General features: G+C 29.7%; 24 protein-coding genes. 10 read left to right on the top strand and 14 right to left on the bottom strand.

Going from position 1 to position 23,166, the window contains the following annotated elements; genetic code table 11:
• Positions 1–4: 4 nt before the first annotated feature.
• The 4 genes from BLT88_RS10430 to BLT88_RS10415 form a co-directional block, all read right to left on the bottom strand.
• Positions 5–1,483, bottom strand: a complete 1,479-nt coding sequence (locus BLT88_RS10430) for a glycosyltransferase family 39 protein (protein ID WP_091954654.1) — start codon at positions 1,481–1,483, stop codon at positions 5–7.
• On the bottom strand, positions 1,476–2,156 hold the full coding sequence (trmD, locus tag BLT88_RS10425) for a tRNA (guanosine(37)-N1)-methyltransferase TrmD (protein ID WP_036787849.1): 681 nt from the start codon (positions 2,154–2,156) through the stop codon (positions 1,476–1,478). The genes BLT88_RS10430 and trmD overlap by 8 nt, the downstream gene beginning before the upstream one ends.
• A 129-nt stretch (positions 2,157–2,285) precedes the next feature.
• On the bottom strand, positions 2,286–3,491 hold the full coding sequence (locus BLT88_RS10420) for a hypothetical protein (RefSeq protein ID WP_091954652.1): 1,206 nt from the start codon (positions 3,489–3,491) through the stop codon (positions 2,286–2,288).
• A gap of 96 nt (positions 3,492–3,587) precedes the next feature.
• A complete protein-coding gene (locus tag BLT88_RS10415; protein WP_036787854.1) occupies positions 3,588–3,854 on the bottom strand; it encodes a DEAD/DEAH box helicase in 267 nt (88 codons plus the stop codon).
• A gap of 245 nt (positions 3,855–4,099) precedes the next feature.
• On the opposite strand from BLT88_RS10415, the gene BLT88_RS10410 reads away from it, so the two are divergent.
• Entirely contained in the window at positions 4,100–5,941 is a 1,842-nt protein-coding gene (locus BLT88_RS10410; RefSeq protein ID WP_091954651.1) for a potassium channel family protein, read from the top strand.
• Between the two features lie 624 nt (positions 5,942–6,565).
• Here BLT88_RS10410 and BLT88_RS10405 read toward each other — a convergent pair.
• The 6 genes from BLT88_RS10405 to BLT88_RS10380 all read right to left on the bottom strand — a co-directional run bounded on the left by BLT88_RS10405 (position 6,566) and on the right by BLT88_RS10380 (position 12,079).
• Positions 6,566–7,516 (bottom strand): succinylglutamate desuccinylase/aspartoacylase family protein, encoded by a 951-nt coding sequence (locus tag BLT88_RS10405; protein WP_091954649.1) that lies wholly within the window; start codon positions 7,514–7,516, stop codon positions 6,566–6,568.
• The gene (gene rimK, locus BLT88_RS10400; protein ID WP_091954648.1) at positions 7,506–8,381 is read right to left on the bottom strand and encodes a 30S ribosomal protein S6--L-glutamate ligase; all 876 of its coding nucleotides are present in this window, start codon (positions 8,379–8,381) and stop codon (positions 7,506–7,508) included. Before rimK ends, BLT88_RS10405 begins: the two co-directional genes overlap by 11 nt.
• Complete coding sequence (locus BLT88_RS10395) at positions 8,378–8,818, bottom strand: RimK/LysX family protein (RefSeq protein WP_091954646.1); 441 nt, start codon at positions 8,816–8,818, stop codon at positions 8,378–8,380. The genes rimK and BLT88_RS10395 overlap by 4 nt, the downstream gene beginning before the upstream one ends.
• 70 nt (positions 8,819–8,888) lie before the next feature.
• Positions 8,889–10,445, bottom strand: a complete 1,557-nt coding sequence (locus tag BLT88_RS10390; RefSeq protein WP_091954645.1) for an NAD(P)/FAD-dependent oxidoreductase — start codon at positions 10,443–10,445, stop codon at positions 8,889–8,891.
• A 279-nt stretch (positions 10,446–10,724) separates the two neighbouring features.
• Entirely contained in the window at positions 10,725–11,591 is an 867-nt protein-coding gene (gene prmC, locus BLT88_RS10385) for a peptide chain release factor N(5)-glutamine methyltransferase (protein WP_091955764.1), read from the bottom strand.
• The gene (locus tag BLT88_RS10380; RefSeq protein WP_091954643.1) at positions 11,588–12,079 is read right to left on the bottom strand and encodes a GNAT family N-acetyltransferase; all 492 of its coding nucleotides are present in this window, start codon (positions 12,077–12,079) and stop codon (positions 11,588–11,590) included. Before BLT88_RS10380 ends, prmC begins: the two co-directional genes overlap by 4 nt.
• 52 nt (positions 12,080–12,131) lie before the next feature.
• Here BLT88_RS10380 and BLT88_RS10375 point away from each other — a divergent pair, with 52 nt between their 5' ends.
• The 6 genes from BLT88_RS10375 to BLT88_RS10350 all read left to right on the top strand — a co-directional run bounded on the left by BLT88_RS10375 (position 12,132) and on the right by BLT88_RS10350 (position 17,620).
• The gene (locus BLT88_RS10375; protein ID WP_036787894.1) at positions 12,132–12,596 is read left to right on the top strand and encodes an LEA type 2 family protein; all 465 of its coding nucleotides are present in this window, start codon (positions 12,132–12,134) and stop codon (positions 12,594–12,596) included.
• Positions 12,597–12,631: 35 nt separating this feature from the next.
• Positions 12,632–13,681 (top strand): bifunctional diaminohydroxyphosphoribosylaminopyrimidine deaminase/5-amino-6-(5-phosphoribosylamino)uracil reductase RibD, encoded by a 1,050-nt coding sequence (ribD, locus tag BLT88_RS10370; RefSeq protein WP_036787896.1) that lies wholly within the window; start codon positions 12,632–12,634, stop codon positions 13,679–13,681.
• Positions 13,674–14,282, top strand: a complete 609-nt coding sequence (locus BLT88_RS10365; RefSeq protein ID WP_091954642.1) for an HAD family phosphatase — start codon at positions 13,674–13,676, stop codon at positions 14,280–14,282. The genes ribD and BLT88_RS10365 overlap by 8 nt, the downstream gene beginning before the upstream one ends.
• On the top strand, positions 14,279–15,142 hold the full coding sequence (locus tag BLT88_RS10360) for an EamA family transporter (protein WP_091954640.1): 864 nt from the start codon (positions 14,279–14,281) through the stop codon (positions 15,140–15,142). Before BLT88_RS10365 ends, BLT88_RS10360 begins: the two co-directional genes overlap by 4 nt.
• Complete coding sequence (locus BLT88_RS10355) at positions 15,142–15,750, top strand: YigZ family protein (protein WP_036787904.1); 609 nt, start codon at positions 15,142–15,144, stop codon at positions 15,748–15,750. The genes BLT88_RS10360 and BLT88_RS10355 overlap by 1 nt, the downstream gene beginning before the upstream one ends.
• Positions 15,751–15,817: 67 nt before the next feature.
• On the top strand, positions 15,818–17,620 hold the full coding sequence (locus tag BLT88_RS10350) for a sulfatase-like hydrolase/transferase (RefSeq protein ID WP_091954639.1): 1,803 nt from the start codon (positions 15,818–15,820) through the stop codon (positions 17,618–17,620).
• Positions 17,621–17,624: 4 nt separating this feature from the next.
• Here BLT88_RS10350 and BLT88_RS10345 read toward each other — a convergent pair whose 3' ends face one another.
• Entirely contained in the window at positions 17,625–18,023 is a 399-nt protein-coding gene (locus tag BLT88_RS10345; protein WP_091954637.1) for a thioesterase family protein, read from the bottom strand.
• Between the two features lie 169 nt (positions 18,024–18,192).
• On the opposite strand from BLT88_RS10345, the gene dnaA reads away from it, so the two are divergent.
• From dnaA to BLT88_RS10330, 3 genes are read left to right on the top strand one after another with little or no spacing between them, the layout of a single operon-like run.
• Positions 18,193–19,620, top strand: coding sequence for a chromosomal replication initiator protein DnaA (gene dnaA / locus BLT88_RS10340; protein ID WP_036782347.1), 1,428 nt, complete (start codon positions 18,193–18,195; stop codon positions 19,618–19,620).
• Positions 19,621–19,635: 15 nt separating this feature from the next.
• Complete coding sequence (locus BLT88_RS10335; protein WP_036782350.1) at positions 19,636–20,088, top strand: low molecular weight protein-tyrosine-phosphatase; 453 nt, start codon at positions 19,636–19,638, stop codon at positions 20,086–20,088.
• Between the two features lie 11 nt (positions 20,089–20,099).
• Positions 20,100–20,804, top strand: a complete 705-nt coding sequence (locus BLT88_RS10330; protein ID WP_091954636.1) for an SAM-dependent methyltransferase — start codon at positions 20,100–20,102, stop codon at positions 20,802–20,804.
• Here BLT88_RS10330 and BLT88_RS10325 read toward each other — a convergent pair whose 3' ends face one another.
• The 3 genes from BLT88_RS10325 to BLT88_RS10315 all read right to left on the bottom strand — a co-directional run bounded on the left by BLT88_RS10325 (position 20,805) and on the right by BLT88_RS10315 (position 23,154).
• Complete coding sequence (locus tag BLT88_RS10325) at positions 20,805–21,326, bottom strand: peptidoglycan-binding protein LysM (protein WP_231959975.1); 522 nt, start codon at positions 21,324–21,326, stop codon at positions 20,805–20,807.
• Positions 21,327–21,575: 249 nt separating this feature from the next.
• Positions 21,576–22,604 (bottom strand): endolytic transglycosylase MltG, encoded by a 1,029-nt coding sequence (mltG, locus tag BLT88_RS10320; RefSeq protein ID WP_091954633.1) that lies wholly within the window; start codon positions 22,602–22,604, stop codon positions 21,576–21,578.
• Positions 22,605–22,632: 28 nt separating this feature from the next.
• Positions 22,633–23,154: a GNAT family N-acetyltransferase gene (locus BLT88_RS10315; protein WP_091954631.1), complete on the bottom strand. Its 522-nt coding sequence runs from the start codon at positions 23,152–23,154 to the stop codon at positions 22,633–22,635.
• Positions 23,155–23,166: the final 12 nt, after the last annotated feature.

Genomic DNA, 23,166 nt, shown 5'->3' with positions numbered 1-23,166 from the left:
TTAATTATTTTTTATATTGATAATTAGTACAAAAGAATACCCAGAACTTACGTGATTCTTTATTATTGATTTTAATAATAATTGGTGCTAATTCTATTACTTTATCAAAGTATTTATTTAAAATAGGATTTTGAGTTCCTTTTAATTTATCATTTTTAAAACGTTTATCAGAGTCAATAAAAATAGCATTTTTGGTATTTAACGTAGCTAAGTTGTCGCCTAAATAATCAAAATGTAAGGCTGGTAAACCTATAATGTTTTGAGCATATACTTTCTCATCCATAAAAAAGTTTAAGCAGGCAGACGTTTTATAATTGTCATTAGAAAAAACGAAAGTATTTATTTTTTTTTCTGGTAAAGTCTCTATTTCGGATGCTAGTTCTTTCCATCCAACCCAAGTGTCATCACTTTTAATTGGCACTAAATAAAATAAAATTTGTGCACTAACTAGTATGTGAAATACTATTGAAAAGATAATTTGAGTTTTTAACAATTTCTTATTGATAAACATTCCTGCTAAAATGATTCCTGTAATGTAAGAAGGCATCATCCAATTTAATTTTACCCAATAAATAGGAGTAAGGCTAAAGAAACCTACAAAGGTTGGAATGAAAAATGCAAGTAAAAATAATGTTTTGGCCTGTGGTATTTTAAATTTTATCAACGCTCTTTTTACATATTTATATGTAAATGTGATGAAAATTAAAAATAAAATAGGTAATAATAAAAACATTTGATGCCCAATCGCGCCAAAGAAATTTTTCGGAGATATTTTAAATTCTGAAATAGAACTCGTTCTTTCGGATGATTGAAATGCAAAGGACGCAAACTCATTTTGGTAGTTCCAATACCAAACAGGAAATGTTACTGCAACCGACAGTAGTAAAGAAATCCAAAACCAAGGAGAAAGAAATAATTTTCTGTATTTGTTTGAAAAAATAAGAAATGCAATAAGACCTATTTGTAATAATAAAGCAGTGTATTTACTGTTAAAAGCTAAACCCATGGCAATTCCGCCTAATATCCAGAACCACTTTTTTTCTTCAAAAATAGCTTTATATAAGCAGATTAAACTCAAAGTCCAAAATAACAATAACGGAACATCTGGAGTAGAATTAAATGATAAAATGGATACAAAAATGGTTGAAGCTAATAGAACAATCGCTCTTGCTAGTTTCTGTTTTGACAAAAAGTAAGAAGCTAATTTATAGAAGCTTAGTATGGTTAACGTTGTAATGATAAAATCAGCAAATTTGATTGTGAAAATTGATTGACCAAATATTTCTGTAAAGATTCTTAATAGGTAGCCTATCATTCCGGGGTGATCAAAATAAGATAAAGACAGATTTTGACCATAGAGATAATAATAAGCATCTTGTGGCATTAATCCCATGAATGGAAGTAAAATCAATCTAAACAATTGAAATCCTAAAACCCAAGAAATGGCTTTGTTCTTTTTTATAAATGATAAAAACTTATTCATCGTTCAGTAAATCTGGTCTTATTTCTTCAGTTCTTTTATAAGCTTGCTCATTTCTCCAGTCATCAATTTTTGGAAAATTACCAGATAATAGTACTTCAGGCACTTTCATTCCCTCAAACTCGGAAGGTCTTGTGTATACTGGAGGTGATAATAAATTATCCTGAAAAGAATCGGTTAAGGCAGATTGTTCATCACCAATAACACCAGGTATCAAACGAACAATAGCATCTACTAAAACAGCAGCTGCTAATTCTCCACCGGTTAAAACATAATCTCCAATGGAGATTTCTTTAGTGATATATTTATCTCGAATTCTTTGATCTACCCCTTTATAATGACCGGTTAAAATAAGTATATTTTCTTTTAAAGAAAGGGTGTTTGCAGTTCCTTGATTTAAGGTTTGTGCATCTGGAGTCATATAAATTATTTCATCATAATTTCTCTCAGATTCTAACTTTTTAATGCAATTTGAAATGGGTTCAATCATCATGACCATTCCTGCACCTCCACCAAATTGAGTGTCATCTATTTGTTTGTAATTACCTAAACCATATTCTCGTAAATCATGAATTACAATTTCTGTCAAACCTTTATTCTGAGCACGTTTAATAATAGAATGATTAAAAGGGCTTTCTAATAATTTGGGTGCTACTGAAATAATATCTATTCGCATGATGCAAATGTAGGTTTTTTAGCGAATTTTTGAAGAAGGTTTTTGTAGTTTTTAGCTAAAAGTAAACTAGTGCGCAACTAGCGTGTGAGCATGAATTATTTCAGCTTTTATCTTTACAACGGCTCTTTGTTAAACCAACCAAACTTTTAATTTATCCAATATTTTAAGATTATTAAGTAGGTCTAAGTGATTACTATCATAAGAAATCCAAATATTTTCCTTCTTAAAGTCTAGGTTTTTTTTAGGATTTTTATGCTGTCCTAGAGCACTTTTTACATGCACTAAGGTGTCTCCTAAGACTTGAGTGGATAAAGGGGCGGTTTTATTTCCAATAACTGCAGCGATGCTATAAAACTCTATTTGCTTAGATAGCTTAATAATTTTCCTTTGATCATTTTTCATTTCAAATCGGTCATTATTTTTCCAGTCTTCATCAATTAAGTTTCCATATCTTAAATCAGTTACTCCAGCACTTCTAATTTTTCCCAACCTGGCAAAAGGTTTTGCATAAGGAATAGATTCGAGAATAAGATCTAGATAATTACCTGTTCTTTCTATATATGAACCATGGTGAGGAGTTCCTAAAAAAACAACCTTTTTAAGGTGTTTGGTCCAATTTTTTTCATGTTGTTCTCCATAATATAATGCACTTCTAGTTACTAAGCCACCCATGCTATGAGCAACAATAACTAACTCTTCAATAGGTACAGGCCAATTTTGCACCAGTTCTTCTAACGAATTATTTAAATTTTGACCATTACTAGAAATATGGATACCGCTATTATAATTCAAGTAAATAAGTGTTTTATTTAATTCTTCTGCTACTATTTTTCCGTGGTTATGATTTTGCCGAGTCCATTGAATATCATTCATGCATGAACCATGCACCATCAAAAGAATTTTACCATTAATTTTTGGATAAACCGCTCTTATGTTTTCAGAATCAAGTTTTATAGATTTTGACTTATGTCGAAATTGCATTGTAATTTTTAAGGGATTCTCTTTCTCTTCCAGATAATCACCAATTACACCGTTTAAAACCGAAAGTATTGCCTCTTTCTTATGGGAATCCCTTATTTTACCAATAACAGGACTTAGTTGCTCAAGTATTTTATGTAAACTTTTGCCTATGAATAAAGTGCTCCATTTGATATTTTGATACGAGATGCTAGCAATATTCGTAATCAGTTTTTGAATAATTGTAGAAGGTAAAAAAGGAGGATGAACAACTTGTTTGTGCGCAGCCTCAACGATGTCTGTTATCCCAACAGTGGCATCCATAATTAAATGGGTAAGACCTTGAAGTTCTGTGTCTGTTTTTGTTTTTTTTGACATTATTAGGAGTCTTTTAAAAATTGACTATTGTTGACTTTTCTTTTAGATTCAGCAAAACTTGAAGTTAATGATTATCTTTTTAATATTACACGAAAGTTAATAAAGTTGTATTAAAAATTTACGTGTTGGAACTACCGCTAAAACTCTAAGAGTAATTTGTTTAGAGAATTTTAAATCTCTAAGAATTGATGTCATATAGACTAATGTTTTTCCTGCACTTGGCTGGGTAATTTCCGTCACATTTTTTCCTTTATATATTGGGTAATATACAGCTTCTTGAATGGGGGTTGGATGTGTAAAGCATAACTCTTTAATACTATTAAAAAGTTGATTAGAAAGGTCTAAATCTTTAAAAGTAGTCATGTAAAAAATTTTGATAAAGTTAGCTTGTTTATTTTTACTACTCTAAAATTGCCCTGATTTTTGATAGATAGAATTTAAATTCTTTTAAATGCATGAAATAGTCTAGATTTAGAATGAAAAAATAATTTTACAATTTACAAGCTGAAATAAATCAATAAAACAGTAATCATTTTATAATCTATAAAATGGTCAATATATTTAACCCAATTAATATTTTTGTATTTTGAGATTTTTTAGCCCAAAATATGAGAAACACAATCATTTTATTTTTATTATTTACAACTTCAACTATTTTATCTCAGAATAAAGATTTTTTTTATAAGGAATACTCTTACACAGAGTTGTTTAATATGATAAACACTGAGAAAAATGCTGTCTTTAAATTAAAAAATGCTTTTATTAAATATGACTTAACAATTGACACTCTTTTTATGGCAAGTAACACTGAAATATTACAAAGAGAAAAAAAATTGATTGTAGACAAGGAACTTCAGTTTGAAAATGTTCACTTTCAAAATCATGTTTTAACTAAAAAAGATAATGATGCTGGTTACTTAAGTAATATACATTTTAAGAAGAAGGTAAGCATTAGGAATAGTGCCTCTATTGCAATTATAAACTGTGAATTTGACGATATACTGAGTTTTATAGGATCTGGTGATTTTTGTAATGAACTAGAAACTATTAAACAGAATGAAAACATAAATGATTACATTAAAATTGAAAACTCTGTATTTAACAACGGTTTAAAGATATTTTATAATTGTAATTATCAAAATAATAATTCTAACACAGTTATTTCTCTGGAAAAAAATATTTTCTATCCTAACAAAGACGAATATATCGGCACAAGTTTAGGTTTAATTGGAAGAAAATTTGGGTCTTATCATATTTATGAAAACTCCTTTCCTATTGCTTCTTTTGTAAATATTGATAATAATGCTAATGGTATTATTCTAATTGATAATAATTTTAAGGAATCTATTGTATCCTTGAGTTATGAAAATAACTCAGAAAATGGAAAGTTTGAAATATCAGGAAATAAATTTAATAAAACTATTTTTCTAGGGATTCCAGAACTTAGCCAAACAAATATTATTTCAATTAAGCAATTTACAAAAGGTTTTATATCAATAGAAGCTTTTCAAACTGCTGTTGAATCCTCATATTATTCAAAGATAAAGGATTCAATAAAAAATCATTTTAATGCCTACACTAACAAACTTTTTGTGCAAAAATATAAAAATAATGCTGTGTTTGAAATAGAAAAAGTTTTCGAACTAGAAATATCTTTTCTAGGTAGATTATATGATTATTATAAATCACGTCACAACAATCGATCCGCAAATAAAGTCTATATCCGTCTAAAAAATTTAGAAACCGAAAGGCTTGCTTTTGAATATCAAAAAAAATCAACCTTCAAAAATTATTTTAGTTGGAAGATTAATCAATTTTTATCAATTTTTTCAGATTATGGGACAGAACCAGCCAAAGCAATTATTTTTTCTGTTCAAGTAATAATTTTATTTGCTTTAATTTACTTTTTTTTTCCAAACTCATGGGATACTTTAGGTAGAAATAGATTGATGTATCGGTTTGAATTTTTTCAAAAATACTTAAAGCGTAAAGATGGCATACATACATTATATCTAGAGGAAAATAAAATGGAAATTAATTCTTTTCAATTATTCAAAAAAAACCTAGAATCCAGTACTTTAAAACTTCCAATATTCTTTATAAAATCGGCTAAATTACTTTATAAAATTTCTATGTTAAGGACCAAATTAATATCGCGATTTTTAAAATCAACGGACATATTAAAAGGAACTTGGTCTGAACTTAGTCCGAATGAAAAAAAATGGAAAGGTTTTCAAGTAGGAACACTTTTTGTCCTCAGCGTTCTATATGACATTACTATTAAATTATTAAATGCTTTAATGTTGTCAATAAACACCTTTACAACGCTTGGTTTTGGTGATATTCCTATAAAAGGTCTTACACGTTATTTAGCAATTATAGAAGGTTTTATAGGCTGGTTTATGTTAAGTATTTTCAGTGTATCGCTAATTTCACAATTACTCGGTTAAAACTTAATTGTATAAAAAAGTGAGTTGGAATTTAAATGGTTTACTGAACATCCGAATACAAATAATTTAATTTAAATATCTTGCTAAGATAATAACAAGATGTTTAAATTATAGTTGTTAGTTACTTGTACAAACACATAATGTAGTTGGTTTACCGCATTTTGCACATTTTCTTGAAGATTTAATTTGTTTCGAAGGTGCTTCTTTAATTTTCATTCTTTAAGAGTTTTATGATGTTTAATTTATGAACTTAGTAAAAAATTTAAATTTAGATTTTATCCAAGTATATCCAAATATAAACAATTTATATTAAGTGAAAAAGTTGTTGTTTAGACATAGTGAAATAAGCTATTTAATTCAATTAGCAGGAGGTTCTATCATTACATCCAGACTATCTCCGCCAACAAATTGTTTATCATCTATTTGAGCTTACTTGGTTAAACCGTATTTACGTAAATCAGGTAAATAGATTTTTGCCAACCCTTTGTCTTATGCGTGTTTAGTTATAGAATGATTAAACGGACTTTTTTAAAGTTATCTAAACATTAATTTTTTTTGAGAAAATATAATTTTTGAGAAAAATAACATTGAAATAGTAATAAAATTCTTCATCTTTTAATTTATTTATTCTTCCAAACTTAAATGAAATAAAGCATCTCCTTTGTTCACAATTGGAGTTTTATTGATACAAAAAATATGACCGTCAAAAGGAGCATAAATTTTCTTGTTAAATTCACCAAAAGGATCTTGTATTACTCCTAGTACTTCTTTCTTTTTTACAAGCGTTCCGTTTTGTACGATTACTTTAAACATCCCGGAGTGAGATGCTCTTAACCATTTTGCTTTATGCACAAGAACTGGGGTTTCTCGAACACTAATTTCACCATCAATTAGCCCTAGGTGAATTAAAATATTTTTAGTCCCGTTAACACCCTCATTGATAATAGTAGGTTTTAGTTCTCTTGATTTCCCTCCTTCAAAAAGTAAAATGGTTTTACCCATTTTATGTAAAGTATCTCTTAAAGATTTACCAATATTATTAGAGAAAACAATCATTGGGGGATTAAATATTTTTGCCAATTCAAAGCCTTTTTTATCATCTTTATTACATCTTATTTGTGCAATATTATCACGTTCACCGCCTCCTGTATGATAATCGATAACATAATCTACAAAAGGAGCTATTTCTTTGGTAAATTGATATGCAAATTGGCTTGCCAAGGAACCATTTAAAGTTCCTGGAAACATTCTGTTTAAATCACGACCATCAGGGAATTCTCTTGTCTGAATTAAATAACCAAAAATATTAAAGACAGGAATACAGATGATTGTTCCCTTTTTAGGTTTATTGATTCCTAAGTTAATAATTTCTCGAATAATCCCTACGCCATTTGTTTCATCACCATGTATACCTGCTAATAATAAAACTACTGGGCCAGAATTTTTAGATCGTTCAATAATTACAGGAACTTTTACAGTAGTTCTTGTGTGTAATTTTGCAACTTCTAAATCTAAAACAGTTTTTTTTCCTTTAGGTATTTCTTTTCCTAAGAGAACAAAAGGTTTATTCGACATGAATTTCTAAATAACGAATAATTTCTTTTGCAATATTTTTGCCCGTAGCCACCTCAATTCCTTCCAATCCTGGAGAGGAATTTACTTCTAATACTAATGGTCCTTTAGATGATTGTAACATATCTACACCAGCAACTCCTAAACCTAAAGCTTTCGTAGCTTTTAATGCTGTTTTTTCTTCTTCATCGGTTAGTTCTATAATCGTTGCATTTCCGCCTCTGTGCAAATTAGAGCGGAATTCTCCTTCTTTTCCTTGACGTTTCATAGCGCCAACCACTTTCCCGTCCACAACGAATGCTCTGATGTCTGCACCACCAGCTTCTTTAATAAACTCTTGCGCAATTACCCTAGCTCCCAATCCATTAAAAGCTTCTAAAACGGATGTTGCTGCGTTTTTAGTTTCCGCTAAAACAACGCCTAAGCCTTGTGTGCCCTCTAATAATTTTAAAATTAGTGGTGCGCCACCCACAGATTCTACAACATGTTCTACATCTTTCGTGTAATTAGTGAAAACTGTTTTTGGTAAACCAACTCCAGCCCTTGCTAAAATTTGTAAACTACTTAATTTATCTCTAGATTTTACTAAAGCTTGAGAAGAAACAGCTGAAAAAACTTTCATCATCTCAAATTGACGGATTACTGCAGTTCCGTAAAAAGTTACCGAAGCACCTATTCTAGGTATAATAGCATCGATATTGTCTAAGTATTCACCTTTGTAATATATCTTTGGAGATTTTTTTTCAATTTCAATATTACATTTTAAATGATCTACAACCATTACTTCATGACCTCTTTTTTCTGCAGCTTCTTGCAGCCTTTTGGTAGAATATAATTTTGGGTTTCTAGATAAAATTACAATTCTCATTTGTTTTTATATTTTAATTTGTGTGATAAATTTGTTTTAGCTGAATCTATCACAAATTTTTTATTTAAAAATTTTCTACCCAGTAAAATAGGGAATTTCATGTCTTTCCGTTCGCTTAATGTCAAGTAAATTGGAAAAGAAATGTTGAAAATGATAATTTCTGTTTGAATCATAAAGCGTTCTTGAGAAATACCATTAGAACTTTTTACTATTTTAGAAGAGTAATTTTTAAAGGTAAATTCTTTATTATTGTAAAATGGATGTTCTGGATCTAACAATGTAAATTTAATTAAATTACAACCATTATCGGTGATTTCTTCAATATTTGAGCAATGTATGGAAGATGTGTAAGCGCCAGAATCAATTTTTAAATCTATATCCTTCAGAGATAATTCTGGAAAATCAGCCTTATCAATTCTACCAACTGTAATTTTCATGCGTGTAAATTAAACAACCATAAAAATAGTTATTGTATTTGATTTAACTCAATAAATAACTTAAAATAATTTATAATACTGCAATCGCAGCCTCTGCGCAACGCTCTCCGTCCATAGCAGCAGAAACAATTCCTCCAGCATAGCCACCACCTTCTCCACAAGGAAACAAGCCCTCAATTTCTGGGTGTTCTAAGTTTTCTTTTCTTGGTATATTTACAGGAGAGGAAGTTCTAGATTCTACCCCAATAATATTTGCTTCATTTGTATAGTATCCATGCATCTTTTCACCAAAGGCAGCAAAACCTTTGCGCAATCTTCCTCCAATAATTTTTGGCAATAAAGAATGCAAAGGAGCAGATTTTAAGCCAGGTTGATAAGAGCAATCATTTAATTCTGGAGATATTTTTCCATCAACAAAATCTACTAATCTTTGTGCTGGCGCAGTTTGTGTTCTTCCTCCAGCGTGAAAGGCTATTTTCTCTAAATCTTTCTGAAATTCTAATCCTTTTAAAGCACCAAATTTTTCATATTTAGCAAAATCTCTATCAATATCAAGTTCTACAACAATTCCAGAATTAGCAAACTTATTATTCCTTCTTGAAGGAGACATTCCGTTTACAACAACTTCACCATTAGTGGTGGCCGCGGGTACAATAAATCCACCAGGGCACATGCAAAAAGAGTATACACCTCTGTTATTTACTTGATGCACCAAGCTATAAGCGGCTGCAGGTAAAAGTTCATCTCTTTGGCCAGAACAATGGTATTGAATTTGATCTATAATTTCTTGAGGATGTTCTACCCGAACCCCCATTGCAAATGATTTGGCTTTTAAAGTAATTTCTTTTTTATGTAATAGTTCATAAATATCTCTCGCAGAATGTCCAGTAGCTAAAATGACAGAATTTACAGGCATTTCTTGTCCGTTCTGTAATTTTATAGCGCACAGCTTATTGTTGGTAACTCTGAAATCTGTAACACGGGTTTCAAAATGTATTTCACCACCAAATTTTAAAATATTCTCCCGTATATTTTGAATGATTTTCGGAAGCTTATTAGTTCCAATATGAGGATGGGCATCGATTAAAATTTGTTCTGTAGCACCGTGAAAAACTAGGTTTTCAAAAATTCGCCTAACATCTCCACGTTTTAAACTCCTAGTGTATAGTTTGCCATCAGAGTAAGTTCCAGCGCCACCTTCACCAAAGCAATAATTAGAATCTTCATTTACAATATGATCTTGATTTATGGCTTTTAGATCTCTTCTTCTATCTTGTACGTTTTTACCACGTTCTAAAACAATTGGTTTGTAACCTAGTTCTATACAGCGCAAAGCCGCATACATTCCTGCAGGGCCAAAACCAACAATATGAATTTCTTTTGCTTTAGAAACATCTTTATATTCAAAAATATAATCAGATTTTTCGGGAATTTGTTCATTAATATAAACAGCAACTTTATAATTAAATATAATGTCTTTTTTACGAGCGTCTATAGATTTTCTTAATACTTTTACAGCAGAGATTTCGCTTTTACTAACTCCTAATTGTTTAGATGCTTTGTGTAAAAGTATATTTTCTTTGCGTTCTTCTACTAAATTTACTCTAAGTTGAACTTCTTTAACCATGTTGCAAAAGTACTTAAATAGTGTCTTTTATTTGATTTTATAAAAAAATAAAACAGGCTAAGATTTTTCTTAGCCTGTCTTATTTATTTAGAGAATCCTCGAATTCCTCTAAAATTGTTTTCCTTTCATAATTTTAGAGAGGTCTATTCTTAATTTCTACTATTTTCTGGGAGTTGTTTGGACTGATTTACTGTTTGGGTAACCTTTTCTATATTTCAGAGCTGTATTTTTTTTTTTGAAACCTAATATAAAAAAAATAATAGACATTGAAAGCTAACACTAGATAAAGAATGATGCTTTTACCATTCTTTCATTACCAAATAGGTCTTTGCGTAATTTTATATTTGTAAAACCTTTTTCTGCTAGTAGTTTTAAAGTTTCTTGTCCTAAATATTGGTTAATCTCAAAGAAAAGAAGGCCATTTTTAGTTAAATGCTGTTTTGCTACATCAGCAATTTTATCATAAAAAATCAATGGATTTTCATCAGAAACAAACAATGCTAAATGCGGTTCGTTGTGTAAAACGTTATTTTGTATTTCCACTTTTTCTAATTCTCTGACATATGGAGGATTGGAAACTATAATGTCAAATTTTTGCCATAAAGTAGTAGTTTTTAAAATGTCAATTTCAGAAAAATTAATTTCCACTTCATTTAAAATAGCATTTTGTTTTGCAATTTTTAAAGCATTCTCAGAAATATCTATAGCAGAAATGTTGGCCTGTGGTAAGTTCTTGGCCAGGGAAATAGGAATACAACCCGTTCCTGTTCCAATATCTAAAATTGAAAGGTTTTTAGTTTTATGATTTTCTAGATGTGAAGCTTCATTAAGAACCCAGTCTACCAATTCTTCTGTTTCTGGTCTTGGAATTAAAGTGTTTTCATCAACTTTTAAAGGCATTCCATAAAATTCTGTTTTCCCTAAAATGTATTGTATTGGTTTTTCCTTTTTTAATTGGTTTACGATTGTTTCTAATTCTTTAAAAATAGCATCAGAAATTTGAAAATTAGGTTTTAAGACCGTATCAATTCTTTGTAATTTTAGTTTTTCTTCCATTATGAGAAAGAAAAAAGAATCTATTTCTGTCTGTGGATAAATTTCTGAAAGTACTTCAGTACAAAAGGTTCTAAATTCTTTTAAGATCATATTTTTTTTAGCATCCAAACATTACACGCATAATGACCCGTGTTACCAACTGGTTTGTCTAAAGAGGTAAAGCCATTTCTTTTATATAATTTTTGAGCTGCCGTCATATAAGGCATGGTTTCTAAATAGCAGCTTTCAAAACCAAATTCTTTTGCTTTTTCTAAACACGTAGAGATTAATTTTGTGCCAATCCCTTTTCCGCGAACCAAAGGCAAAAAGTACATTTTTTGAAGTTCACAAAAATTGCCTTCGTAATTATCTAATTGTGCAATTCCGGCACCACCAACAACTTTATTATGCTGTTCTACAACAAAATAAATTGCTTTTTCTTTTTGATAGGTTTCAAACATGTTATCCGTGGCTGCATCTTCATAAGCGGTGCCAATTTTTGGAGCACCCATTTCTAAAATTACACTTCTAACAACATTTGCCAGTTCTGCATTATCTGCAGGTGTAATTTCTCTAATGATAAAATCTTGACTTGTCATTTATTACTGTATTTTTGCAAGAGCAAGTTACCTATTTTTTTAAAGATTTTTGATGAAAAAAGTATTCTATTTTTTAGGTTTATTTTTATTAATTTACAGTTGTTCTGTAAAAAAACCACCCGTTTTTATAAAGTTAGATGATGTAAAAGTAATCAGCTTTCAGGCAGATACAATTCAATTACAAGCAAATGCACACTTTCAAAACCCGAATGATGTTGGAGGTAAAATATTTACTGATCAAATAAAAGTAATTGTAAATGGAGAAGAAGTTGCGCAGGTGTATGCTGATGAATTTAAAGTTCCGGCGAGAAATGACTTTTCAATTCCTTTAAAAGTTATGATTCCTACAAAACGTATTTTTGAAAACAATAAAAATGGCATTTTAGGCGGATTAATAGCTTCTATTCTTAAAAATAAAGTAAAAGTTCAGTTTAAAGGAAACTTAAAGTATGCTGTTTTTGGTTTTACAAAAGAGTTTTTAGTTGATAAAACTCAAGAAATGAAAATAAATTTTTAGCTTAAGTTAGTTAAATTTCTATCATAATTAATTAAATTATTAATCACGAATTATACATACAACGTTGTTTACAAATTGCCCAAAACGGTATTGGAAATGCACGTCCAAATCCTAGTGTTGGAGCAGTAATTGTTTTTGATAATAAGATTATCGGAGAAGGTTTTACATCTGCTTATGGAGAAAATCATGCTGAAGTAAATGCAATAAATTCGGTTAAAAATAAAACACTTTTAAAAGAAGCAACAATCTATGTAACGCTAGAGCCTTGCGCTCATTTTGGTAAAACACCACCATGTGCAGATTTATTGGTAAAGCATCAGTTTAAAATGGTGGTTATTGGTTGTTTAGATTCTAATGATTTAGTTGCCGGTAAAGGGGTTGGCCGTTTGAGAAAAGCTGGAATAAACGTAATTGTTGGTGTTTTAGAAGATGAATGTAGATTGCACCACAAACGATTTTTTGCAGTACAAGAGAAAAAAAGACCTTATGTCATTTTAAAATGGGCAGAAACAATAGATGGTTTTATTGCTCCATCAACAAAAAATATGCAAAAACCTGTTTGGATTTCTAATAAGATTTCACAGCAATTAGTTCATAAATATAGAAGCGAAGAGCATGCAATTTTAGTGGGTACAAATACTGTTATTGCCGATAACCCTAAATTAAATGTACGAAGTTGGTTTGGAAATAACCCTGTAAGAATTGTATTGGATCGCAATTTAAGAATTCCAAAAGACAAAAATGTTTTTGATGGAAGTATAAAAACCATTGTAATTACAGAAACGAAAGAGCATTTTCATTTCCAAGAAGATAAAGCCATCTTTTTTGAAATCATTAATTTTTCAAAAAATATAGCGAAGCAAATCTGTGAAGTTTTACAGAAACACCAAATTCAATCTGTAATTATTGAAGGAGGAACACAAACTTTACAAACTTTTATTGATGTCAATTTATGGGATGAAGCAAGAGTTTTTACAGGAGATACTTCTTTTATAAAAGGAATTAAAGCTCCTGTTTTTTGTGCAAAAATTACTTCAGAAATAAAAATTAAAAATGACATTTTAAAAAGATATTCGAATGATTAAAAACATCATCTTCGATTTTGGAGATATTTTTATCAATCTAGATAAACAGGCTACATTTGTAGAAATGGCAAAATTGGGGGTCACAAAAATTTCTGATGAAATGATTGGCGTGTATCATCAATACGAAAAAGGGTTGATGACTACTGATGAGTTTATTGATTTTTTTTATAAGAAGTTTGAAATACCGAAGGCTGATTTAGTTTACGCTTGGAATGCTATTTTGTTAGATTTTCCTAAAAAGCGTTTAGATTTTTTAAAAGAATTATCAGAAAGTAAAAAGTATAGGTTGTTCTTATTAAGTAATACAAATGACTTACACATTAAATGGGTGCAAGATTCATTAGGAGAAGTTTTTTATAATACGTTTGAAAAATCTTTTGAGCAGTTTTATTTATCGCATGAAATTAATTTTAGGAAACCAGATTCAGAAATCTATGAATTTGTTTTAAACGCAAATAATTTAGTTGCTGATGAAACTTTATTTGTTGACGATTTAAAAGAAAACACAGATTCAGCAAATAAATTGGGGATTCATGTTTGGAATTTAATTCCTAAAAAAGAAGACGTTACAGAATTATTCACTAAAAATAAAATTAATTGATTTATCTACTTTTAAGTATACTTTTTTCTACAGGTTTATTTGTGATTTTTAAATATTTCGGCATTTATAAAGTCGATATTTTAAAAGCGATATTTGTAAATTATATTGTTGCCCTTTCGATGGGGTTTGCTTTTGCAGAAAAAAGTTTTTCTGTTACAGAAATACCCAAACAACCTTGGTTTTTAGGAGCTGTTTTTTTAGGAGCTTTGTTTGTTTCCATCTTTTTTGTGATGGCAAAAACTGCTCACGAGAATGGAGTTTCTGTGGCTTCTGTTGCCGGAAAAATGTCTGTAGTTATTCCTGTTTTTTTCGGTGTTTTTCTGTATAATGAATCTGTTACAATTTTAAAAATAGCAGGAATTATTATTGCCTTAATAGCGGTTTATTTAGCGTCGGTGAAAGAGGAAAAAACAACGCATAAAAATGCAGGTTTATTATTACCTATTTTATTATTTTTAGGTTCTGGTGCGATTGATACAACTTTAAAATATGTGGAGGTTACTCATGTGCCAAAAGAAGAAGTTTCTGTCTTTTCCGGAAGTTTGTTTGGTATTGCGGCCTTTTTTGGTTTAATTATTTTACTGGTAAAATCCATTAAAAAAAGAACCTCTTTTGGTGTTAAAAATATTATTGCAGGTATTGTTTTAGGAGTCCCAAACTATTATTCAATTGTGTTTTTAATTAAAGCATTACAAACTAAAGGTTTTGAAAGTTCAACATTGTTTACCATTAATAATGTAGGTATCGTAATCGTTTCTACTTTGGTGGGAATTTTATTATTTAAAGAACAATTTAGTGTTAAAAATAAAATTGGAGTTGTTTTGGCAATTATTGGAATTGTAATTGTAGCCATGGCATAATGGAAAATGATGCATACAAAACTATAGAAAAACCGTCAGAAGAAACACTCTTTAAGGATAGGAATAGTAAATTTTTTGGATATGCATTTCCTGTCTTAAATGATGGTGACGTTAAAGATGCTATAGATCTCTTAAAGAAAAAGCACCATTCTGCGCGTCATTTTTGTTATGCATATCAAATAGGGATTGAGCAACTCGAGTATAGAGCCAATGATGATGGTGAGCCCAATAATTCGGCAGGAATGCCAATTTATGGCCAAATTCAATCTTTTGAAGTTACCAATGTTTTAATAGTTTCTGTTCGGTATTTTGGAGGAACAAAATTAGGGGTTGGTGGTTTGATAAATGCTTACAAAACATCTGCACAAATTACTTTACAAGCATCTGAAATTATTAAAAAAACAATAGATATTTTCTTTCAATTGAATTTTCAATACGATATGATGAATAAAGTAATGAGAATTGTGAAGGAGAAAAATTTAACAATTGTTAGCCAGAAATTAGAATTAGATTGTGAATATGTGATTTGCATCAGGAAAAAAGATGCACAATCAATTTTTGAAATTTTTAAAAACCTGTATAAGGTTGATATTGTTAAACACGATTAAACTATTTCAAATAATTAGGGTCAAAGTTAAAATTTGATTACGGTCTTTTAATTTAAAACTCATAAAATTGAATAATAATTACATTAATTTTTTTTTCATTCTCTGTTGCTTTACTTTTTTTGGGTTCAATGTAACAGCTCAATCAAATTTTGTAATCGTAGTTTTAGATGATCAAGGTTGGACAGGAACTTCTGTTCAAATGGATGCATCATTATTAGACTCTAAAAGTGATTATTATATAACTTCAGAATTAGAATCTTTAGCTTCTAAAGGAATGACTTTTTCTCGAGGATATGCACCTGCTCCAAAATGTTCTCCATCTAGAAATAGCATATTAATTGGTAAAACTCCAGCTCGTACTAATTTTACAAACACAGATAATGTAATTGCTACAGGTAAAATTTTAATTGAGCCAACTATAATTACTGTATTAGATGGCAATGAAGTTACGTATGCAGAATGGTTAAAATCTATTGGAATGAACTATAGAACTGCACATTTTGGTAAATGGCATCAAGGAAATACATCTGACTCAAGTCCAGCAAATAATGGGTTTGATTTTACAGATGGTAGTACAAGTAATGGAGATGGAAGTCAAGGAGGAACTGTACAAGCAGATCCTAAAAAAATATTTGAATTGACAACAAAATCTATTGAATTTATTCAAAATGCAGTGAATGATGGAGTTCCATTTGCTTTACAACTTTCTCATTATGCGGTTCATAGTGATATTGAGGCTAGACAAGAAACTATAGATCTTTATAATGATGAGGCACAAAGACCTATAGGAACACGTCATGACAATGTGGAGTATGCAGCAATGACAGAAGATACAGATGATGGCTTAGGATTGTTATTAGACGAAATAACTAATTTGGGGTTGGATAGTAATACTTATGTGATCTTTGTTTCTGACAATGGGGGTCAAATGAATTTCACCGATAATTCACCTTTGTCATTTGGAAAAACATTTATAAAAGAAGGCGGAATTAGGGTTCCATTTATTGTTAAAGGTCCAAATATAATTCAAGATAGTCGTAATTCTGAAGTAATTGTTGGGTATGATTTGTTTCCAACAATAGCAGAACTAACAGGAAGCACAACTGCATTACCTGAAAATTTAGATGGGCAGAGTATTGTGCCTTTACTAACTGGAAGTTCTTTTTCAAGAACAAATCCAATCTATTTTCATTCACCTCATTATGATAATAACCCAAATAAGAAACCACGTTCAGCGCTAGTTAGTGGAAATTATAAATTAATGGTTGAATATGAAACAGGGGAGATTCTTTTACATGATTTATCTTCAGATATTGGTGAAAATATAGATTTGTCGGGTTCTCAGTCTACATTAGCAAGAACTTTAACAATAAAGTTAAGAGATTATTTAAAAGAAGTAAATGCTTCAATGCCAAAATTAGATCCAACTCATTCAAGTTTTTCTGGTTCTGGATCAGATGTAGATGGAGATGGTTTAGATGATGAATGGGAACTTAAAGAGTTGCTTTCATATGCTTTTGATGCAAATGATGATCCGGATAATGATAGTTTTACAAACCTAGAGGAGCTTATAAATGGTACAGATCCATATGTAAATGAAGATGCTTTAAATATGGAAAGTTTATTTAACGAAACATCCATAAAAATTTATCCTAATCCAGCTGAAAAGTATTTTAAAATTGATATTTCTAAAAACTTAGATGTTTCAAAAATTTCTAACGTAAAAATTTATAACTCTACTGCAAGGTTGATATATAAAAACAACACTTTTGAAGAAAATTTGAATATTAAGAATCTGAGCTCAGGAGTATATTTTATTAAAATTATCTTAGGAGATCAACAAGTAGTGAAAAAAATAATTATAAAATAAATAATTAAAACCCTAAACCTTCCAATAAATAATCAGGGCATCTTGTTGGTTTTTCCGTTTTCATATTCATAAAAGCTAAAACAGAATTTCCTGTACAAATTAACTCATCATCTTGATTTGTAATTTTATAATCAAACTCAATCTTCACCATTGGTTTTTTCTTTAAAAAAGTTTCGATGGTTAAAACGTCGTCATAGCGCGCAGATTTAATGAAATTACATTTTAATGAAATTACAGGAAGCATTATACCGCTTATTTCCATATATTTGTATGTAACCCCCAAATTCCGTAACCATTCAGTTCTGCCTAATTCAAAAAATTGTGCATAATTACCATGATATACTACCCCCATTTGATCCGTTTCAGAATATCGAACCCTAGTTTTTGTTGATGATTTTTTCAATAGGTTTAAACGTTTATAATTTTAACGATTATACGTAAAAAATAGTTAGTAATCAATAGCAAATTGATTTTTTTATACTGAATTTTATTCACACTTTTGTGTAGCCTTAGAAGAAGATAAGATAAAGTTTTTATTAAAATAAGAATCTCGAATTTTACCAAGTTAATAAATGAATTATACTGCGGAATCCGTTTGGACGGACTGTCTATCTTTTATCAAGGATAATATTAAACCTCAAGCCTATAAAACATGGTTTGAGCCAATAAAGCCCGTAAAACTCTCTGGAGAAGCATTAACTATTCAAGTACCAAGTAAATTTTTTTATGAATGGTTAGAAGAGCACTACATTAAATTATTACGTGTTGCATTAGTAAGACAATTAGGTAATGACGCCAAATTGATTTATGATGTAAAGATGGAAAATAATTATAGCAGTAATAGGCCACAGATTGTAAAAATACCAAGCTCAAATAGAGATCCATTAAAACCTCAAAGAGTTACTGTACCATTGGAGTCGAGTAAAAGAGAATTAAGAAATCCTTTTATAATTCCTGGTTTACAGAAAGTGAAAATTGAATCTCAATTAAATGCTAATTATAGTTTTGCAAATTTTGTTGAAGGAGATTCTAATAGATTAGCTCGTTCAGCTGGAATGGCGGTTGCGAATAAACCTGGAGGGACATCTTTTAATCCATTATTAATTTATGGTGGAGTAGGTTTAGGAAAAACACATTTAGCACATGCCATTGGTGTGGATATAAAAGATAAATATCCAGATAAAACAGTGCTATATATCTCTTCAGAGAAATTTACACAACAATTCATAGATTCTGTAAAATCGAATACAAGAAATGATTTTATTCATTTCTATCAAATGATTGATGTTTTACTAATTGATGATGTTCAGTTTTTATCTGGTAAAGTAGGTACACAAGATGTATTCTTTCATATCTTTAATCATTTACATCAAAATGGAAAACAGGTAATTTTAACTTCCGATAAAGCACCTGTAGACATGCAAGATATTGAACAACGTTTATTATCTCGTTTTAAGTGGGGATTATCTGCGGAATTACAAGCACCAGATTACGAAACAAGAATTTCTATTTTACAAAATAAATTGTACCGAGATGGTGTAGAAATGCCTGAAGAAATTATCGAATATATTGCCAAAAACATAAAATCTAACGTTAGAGAATTGGAAGGTGTAATTATTTCTATGATTGCTCAAGCTTCTTTTAATAGAAGAGAATTTTCTATTGAATTGGCAAAACAGATTGTAGATAAATTTGTAAAAAACACCAAAAAAGAAGTTTCTATAGATTACATTCAAAAAGAGGTTTCTAAATATTTTGATATGGATGTTGCTACTTTACAATCTAAAACTCGTAAAAGACACATTGTACAAGCACGTCAATTAGCAATGTATTTTGCGAAAAGATTAACGAAAACATCTTTAGCAAGTATTGGTAATCAAATTGGACAAAGAGATCATGCAACTGTTTTACATGCTTGTAAAACAGTCGATAATCTAACAGAGACTGATAAACAGTTTAGAAAATACGTTGACGATTTAACGAAGAAGTTAACTTTCTAAAAATTTCATTTTATCATGATAAAAATACTAATGGTGTGCTTAGGGAATATTTGTCGTTCACCTTTAGCAGAAGGTATTTTGAAATCTAAAATGAATCCTCAAAATTTTCTTATAGACTCAGCAGGAACTGCAGCTTACCATAAAGGTAATGCTCCTGATAAGCGCTCAATTGAAGTTGCTAGAAAATACGGAATTAATATTGCAGATCAAAAAGCAAGAAAATTTACAATCAAAGATTTTGATACTTTTAATTATATTTTTGTGATGGATGATCGTAATTATCAAGATATTTTGATGTTGGCAAGAAATCAAAAAGAGGAGAGTAAAGTGCAAATGATTTTAAATGAAATACATCCTACTCAAAATTTAAGTGTTCCAGATCCATATTATGGAGGAAATCAGGGTTTTGAACATGTGTATACAATGTTAGAAGAAGCTTGTGAAATCATAGCAAATAAATTGTCTTAAATCTAAAAAAAATGACAGGTAAACTCTATTTAATTCCGACAACTCTGGGCGAGACAGAACCTTTAGAAGTAATGCCTTTATCTGTAAAAAAGGTGGTAGAGCAAATAGATTATTATATTGTTGAGAATGAGAAGTCAGCTAGAAAGTTTATCAAAAAAATATCACCTAAAAAACAACAGTCCTCTTTACATATTATGTTGCTAGACAAATATGCAGAAGAAATAGAAACTCATAAATATTTAGATGTTTGCCAACAAGGAATTAATATTGGTTTGTTATCTGAAGCTGGAGTTCCTGCGGTGGCAGATCCAGGAGCAACTATAGTGAAATTAGCGCATCAAAAAAACATACAAGTTGTTCCTTTAGTAGGGCCATCATCTATTTTAATGGCAATGATGAGTTCTGGAATGAATGGACAAAATTTTGCTTTCAATGGTTATTTGCCAATTGATAAAGGAGATAGAAAACGAGCATTAAAAGATTTAGAAAAGTTATCTAAGGATAAAAATCAAGCTCAAATTTTTATAGAAACTCCTTATAGAAATGAAAAAATGTTTGCAGATTTAAAAGCAACTTTAGCGCCAACAACTTATTTGTGTATTGCTGTAGATATTACGCTGCCAACCGAATATATAAAAACAATGATGGTAAAAGATTGGAAACATCAACAACCAGACTTGCACAAAAAGCCAGCTATTTTTATTATTCAAAAGTAATTACACTTTTGCTTTTCTGTCTGCGACAATACTAGAAACATCATAGCCTCCAAATTTTTTCAGATATATTTGTATAGAAGAGCCATAAGCATCAGAAAAGCATTTTACTCCATTACTTCGTAAGTATTTTTTTACATTTCCTGCACCACCTAAATGTGCAGCAGCTAGAATTCCTGATTCTGTAATTTCAATCCCGTTAATGGTTTTACCAACAGAATTTTTAATGTCCTTTCTTAAAATCCATTTGTTTACTTTACATAAAGCAGTAAATGCTTTTTCCTGCAATTCTGGATTTTGTAAAAATTCTTTGGTGTTGTAAATTTCAAAACGTTCTAAAGTAGTTCTTCCAAATTGATACTTTCCTAAATAGCCTAAGGTATTTACAACAGTATATTTTCCTTGAGATTCTTTAAAGGCGAGTGCTTGTTTAAAAGCAACAAAATTATTTTGTAAATAAGGAATGTTGTAATCTGAAAATTTTGGATACGATTTATTGTTGTTTTCTTTTAATTTACTATTCATTGAAATTGCGTGTACAAATAGTAAAAACAAACTCGTAAAAAATAAAACCTTTTTGATATTTATAATTTTTCTGTTTTGCGGTTGCAAAATTATAACATATTTATAATGTAATTGACCATCAGTGAGTTAATTTTATAAAAATTATAAATAATCTCTTTTAAAGGTGTTTTATTGATGATTCTGGATAACGATTCCCTTTACTCTTGTGATTTAAGTAATTAAATCCTTAATTTTTTACAGAATTGATTTTTATCTATTTACACCTTGCTTATTTAACCAAATATGATATTTAGCAGCATTTCTATTGTGTTGAACGAGTGTTTTTGCAAAGGCATGATACCCTAACTTGTCAACGTTTACGCACATGTACATATAATTGTGTTTCGTTGAATTTAAGACAGCATCAATAGATGAAATGTCGGGCATTGCAATCAAAGTAGGAGGTAAACCTTTCTTTTTGTATGTATTGTAAGGTGAATTTATTTCCAAATCAGCCGTTAAAACTCTTTTTACTATGTAATCTTGTCCTTTAACTTCTTTGATACAATAAATAATTGTTGGATCAGCTTGCAAAGGCCAGCCCCTTTTTAATCTATTTAAATACAAACCTGCAACAATTGGACGTTCTTCTGTTTTCGCAGTTTCTTTTTGCACTATGGATGCTAAAGCAATTACCTGATCAATAGACATGTTCAATGCTTTTGCTTTTTCTAATCTTTTAGAATTCCAAAAGCGATGGTATTCAGCTAACATTTTGTCTCTAAAATTCTCGGCAGATACATTCCAATAAAACTCATAACTATTAGGAATGCAAATTTGTAAAATAGATTTTTTTGATAATTTATTTACGGATAAAAATTTTTCATCAGTAAACGATTTAATGATGGAAATAGAATCAGTTTCTAGTTGTTCTGCAATTCTACCAGCTAATTTTTCTAAAGTATCTTGATTATTAAAGGATACTTTTGCAGGGGTTTGATTCCCACTTCTAAGCATATTAACAATATCATTATTGGACATACCTTTTTTTAAAATATATCTTCCCGATTTGGGTGTAGAAAAGTTTTTCTTTGCTGCAACTAAGAGGAAAGTGCTAGGATTTTTAGAAAATTCAGATATTTTATTTTTTACATCGATTAAGCTATCTGCAGTGTATACAAAAAGAACAGTTTCTTTAGTAATTGTTTTTCCGAATATTTTTTGATAATAGTTGTATGCCAAAATTCCACCAATTAAAATAATGGTAGCGGTAACGGTATATATAAATTTTTTACTCAAGTTTTTTTATGTTTAAAGAACTGCAAAATTACTCTTTTATCAACTGAAATAAAACTTCATCTTTAAATTTTCCTTCAGATAAAATCCAATCTTTTTTTACACCAGTTTTGATAAAGTTGTATTTATTGAATAAGGCTAAACTTTTTATGTTATCCGATGTAATATTTGCATATAATTGATGCATTTGTAAATGAGAAAAAGAATAGTTTATGATAATTGATAAAGCTTCAGAGGCAAATCCTTTTTTTTCAAAATCAGGATGAACTAAAATTCCAATTCCTGCCCTTTTATGTTGCGGGTTATAATCAAACAAATCAATCATACCAATTTGTTTTCTCGTTGATTTTTCTTCAATGAGCAAGCGAAGTTGTTTGCTTTCATAAATATCTAAATGAGCATTTTCTAAATATCGTTTTAAAATATATTTTGAAAATGGAGCTTGCGTATGACTAACTTCCCAAAAAGATTCATTATTTTCTATTTGATATAGAAAGTTTAAATCTTCTGGCTCTAAAGCACGTAAAATTATTTTTTCACCAGATAATGACATTTGTTATTATTT

The organism is Polaribacter sp. Hel1_33_78 (genome assembly GCF_900106075.1).
Lineage (GTDB): Bacteria > Bacteroidota > Bacteroidia > Flavobacteriales > Flavobacteriaceae > Polaribacter.
Note: the sequence above shows the minus strand (reverse complement) of the source record. Positions and strands in the feature narration are given on the sequence as shown.

Excerpts from the sequence above, each read along its gene's own strand:
- trmD (WP_036787849.1), bottom strand. The coding sequence starts at position 2,156 with ATGCGAATAGATATTATTTCAGTAGCACCCAAATTATTAGAAAGCCCT.
- BLT88_RS10330 (WP_091954636.1), top strand. The coding sequence starts at position 20,100 with ATGACAGGTAAACTCTATTTAATTCCGACAACTCTGGGCGAGACAGAA.
- BLT88_RS10405 (WP_091954649.1), bottom strand. The coding sequence starts at position 7,516 with ATGTCGAATAAACCTTTTGTTCTCTTAGGAAAAGAAATACCTAAAGGA.
- BLT88_RS10365 (WP_091954642.1), top strand. The coding sequence starts at position 13,674 with ATGATTAAAAACATCATCTTCGATTTTGGAGATATTTTTATCAATCTA.
- BLT88_RS10410 (WP_091954651.1), top strand. The coding sequence starts at position 4,100 with ATGAGAAACACAATCATTTTATTTTTATTATTTACAACTTCAACTATT.
- BLT88_RS10420 (WP_091954652.1), bottom strand. The coding sequence starts at position 3,491 with ATGTCAAAAAAAACAAAAACAGACACAGAACTTCAAGGTCTTACCCAT.
- dnaA (WP_036782347.1), top strand. The coding sequence starts at position 18,193 with ATGAATTATACTGCGGAATCCGTTTGGACGGACTGTCTATCTTTTATC.
- BLT88_RS10390 (WP_091954645.1), bottom strand. The coding sequence starts at position 10,445 with ATGGTTAAAGAAGTTCAACTTAGAGTAAATTTAGTAGAAGAACGCAAA.
- prmC (WP_091955764.1), bottom strand. The coding sequence starts at position 11,591 with ATGATCTTAAAAGAATTTAGAACCTTTTGTACTGAAGTACTTTCAGAA.
- BLT88_RS10380 (WP_091954643.1), bottom strand. The coding sequence starts at position 12,079 with ATGACAAGTCAAGATTTTATCATTAGAGAAATTACACCTGCAGATAAT.
- BLT88_RS10335 (WP_036782350.1), top strand. The coding sequence starts at position 19,636 with ATGATAAAAATACTAATGGTGTGCTTAGGGAATATTTGTCGTTCACCT.
- BLT88_RS10375 (WP_036787894.1), top strand. The coding sequence starts at position 12,132 with ATGAAAAAAGTATTCTATTTTTTAGGTTTATTTTTATTAATTTACAGT.
- BLT88_RS10395 (WP_091954646.1), bottom strand. The coding sequence starts at position 8,818 with ATGAAAATTACAGTTGGTAGAATTGATAAGGCTGATTTTCCAGAATTA.
- BLT88_RS10355 (WP_036787904.1), top strand. The coding sequence starts at position 15,142 with ATGGAAAATGATGCATACAAAACTATAGAAAAACCGTCAGAAGAAACA.
- rimK (WP_091954648.1), bottom strand. The coding sequence starts at position 8,381 with ATGAGAATTGTAATTTTATCTAGAAACCCAAAATTATATTCTACCAAA.
- BLT88_RS10430 (WP_091954654.1), bottom strand. The coding sequence starts at position 1,483 with ATGAATAAGTTTTTATCATTTATAAAAAAGAACAAAGCCATTTCTTGG.
- BLT88_RS10325 (WP_231959975.1), bottom strand. The coding sequence starts at position 21,326 with ATGAATAGTAAATTAAAAGAAAACAACAATAAATCGTATCCAAAATTT.
- BLT88_RS10415 (WP_036787854.1), bottom strand. The coding sequence starts at position 3,854 with ATGACTACTTTTAAAGATTTAGACCTTTCTAATCAACTTTTTAATAGT.
- BLT88_RS10315 (WP_091954631.1), bottom strand. The coding sequence starts at position 23,154 with ATGTCATTATCTGGTGAAAAAATAATTTTACGTGCTTTAGAGCCAGAA.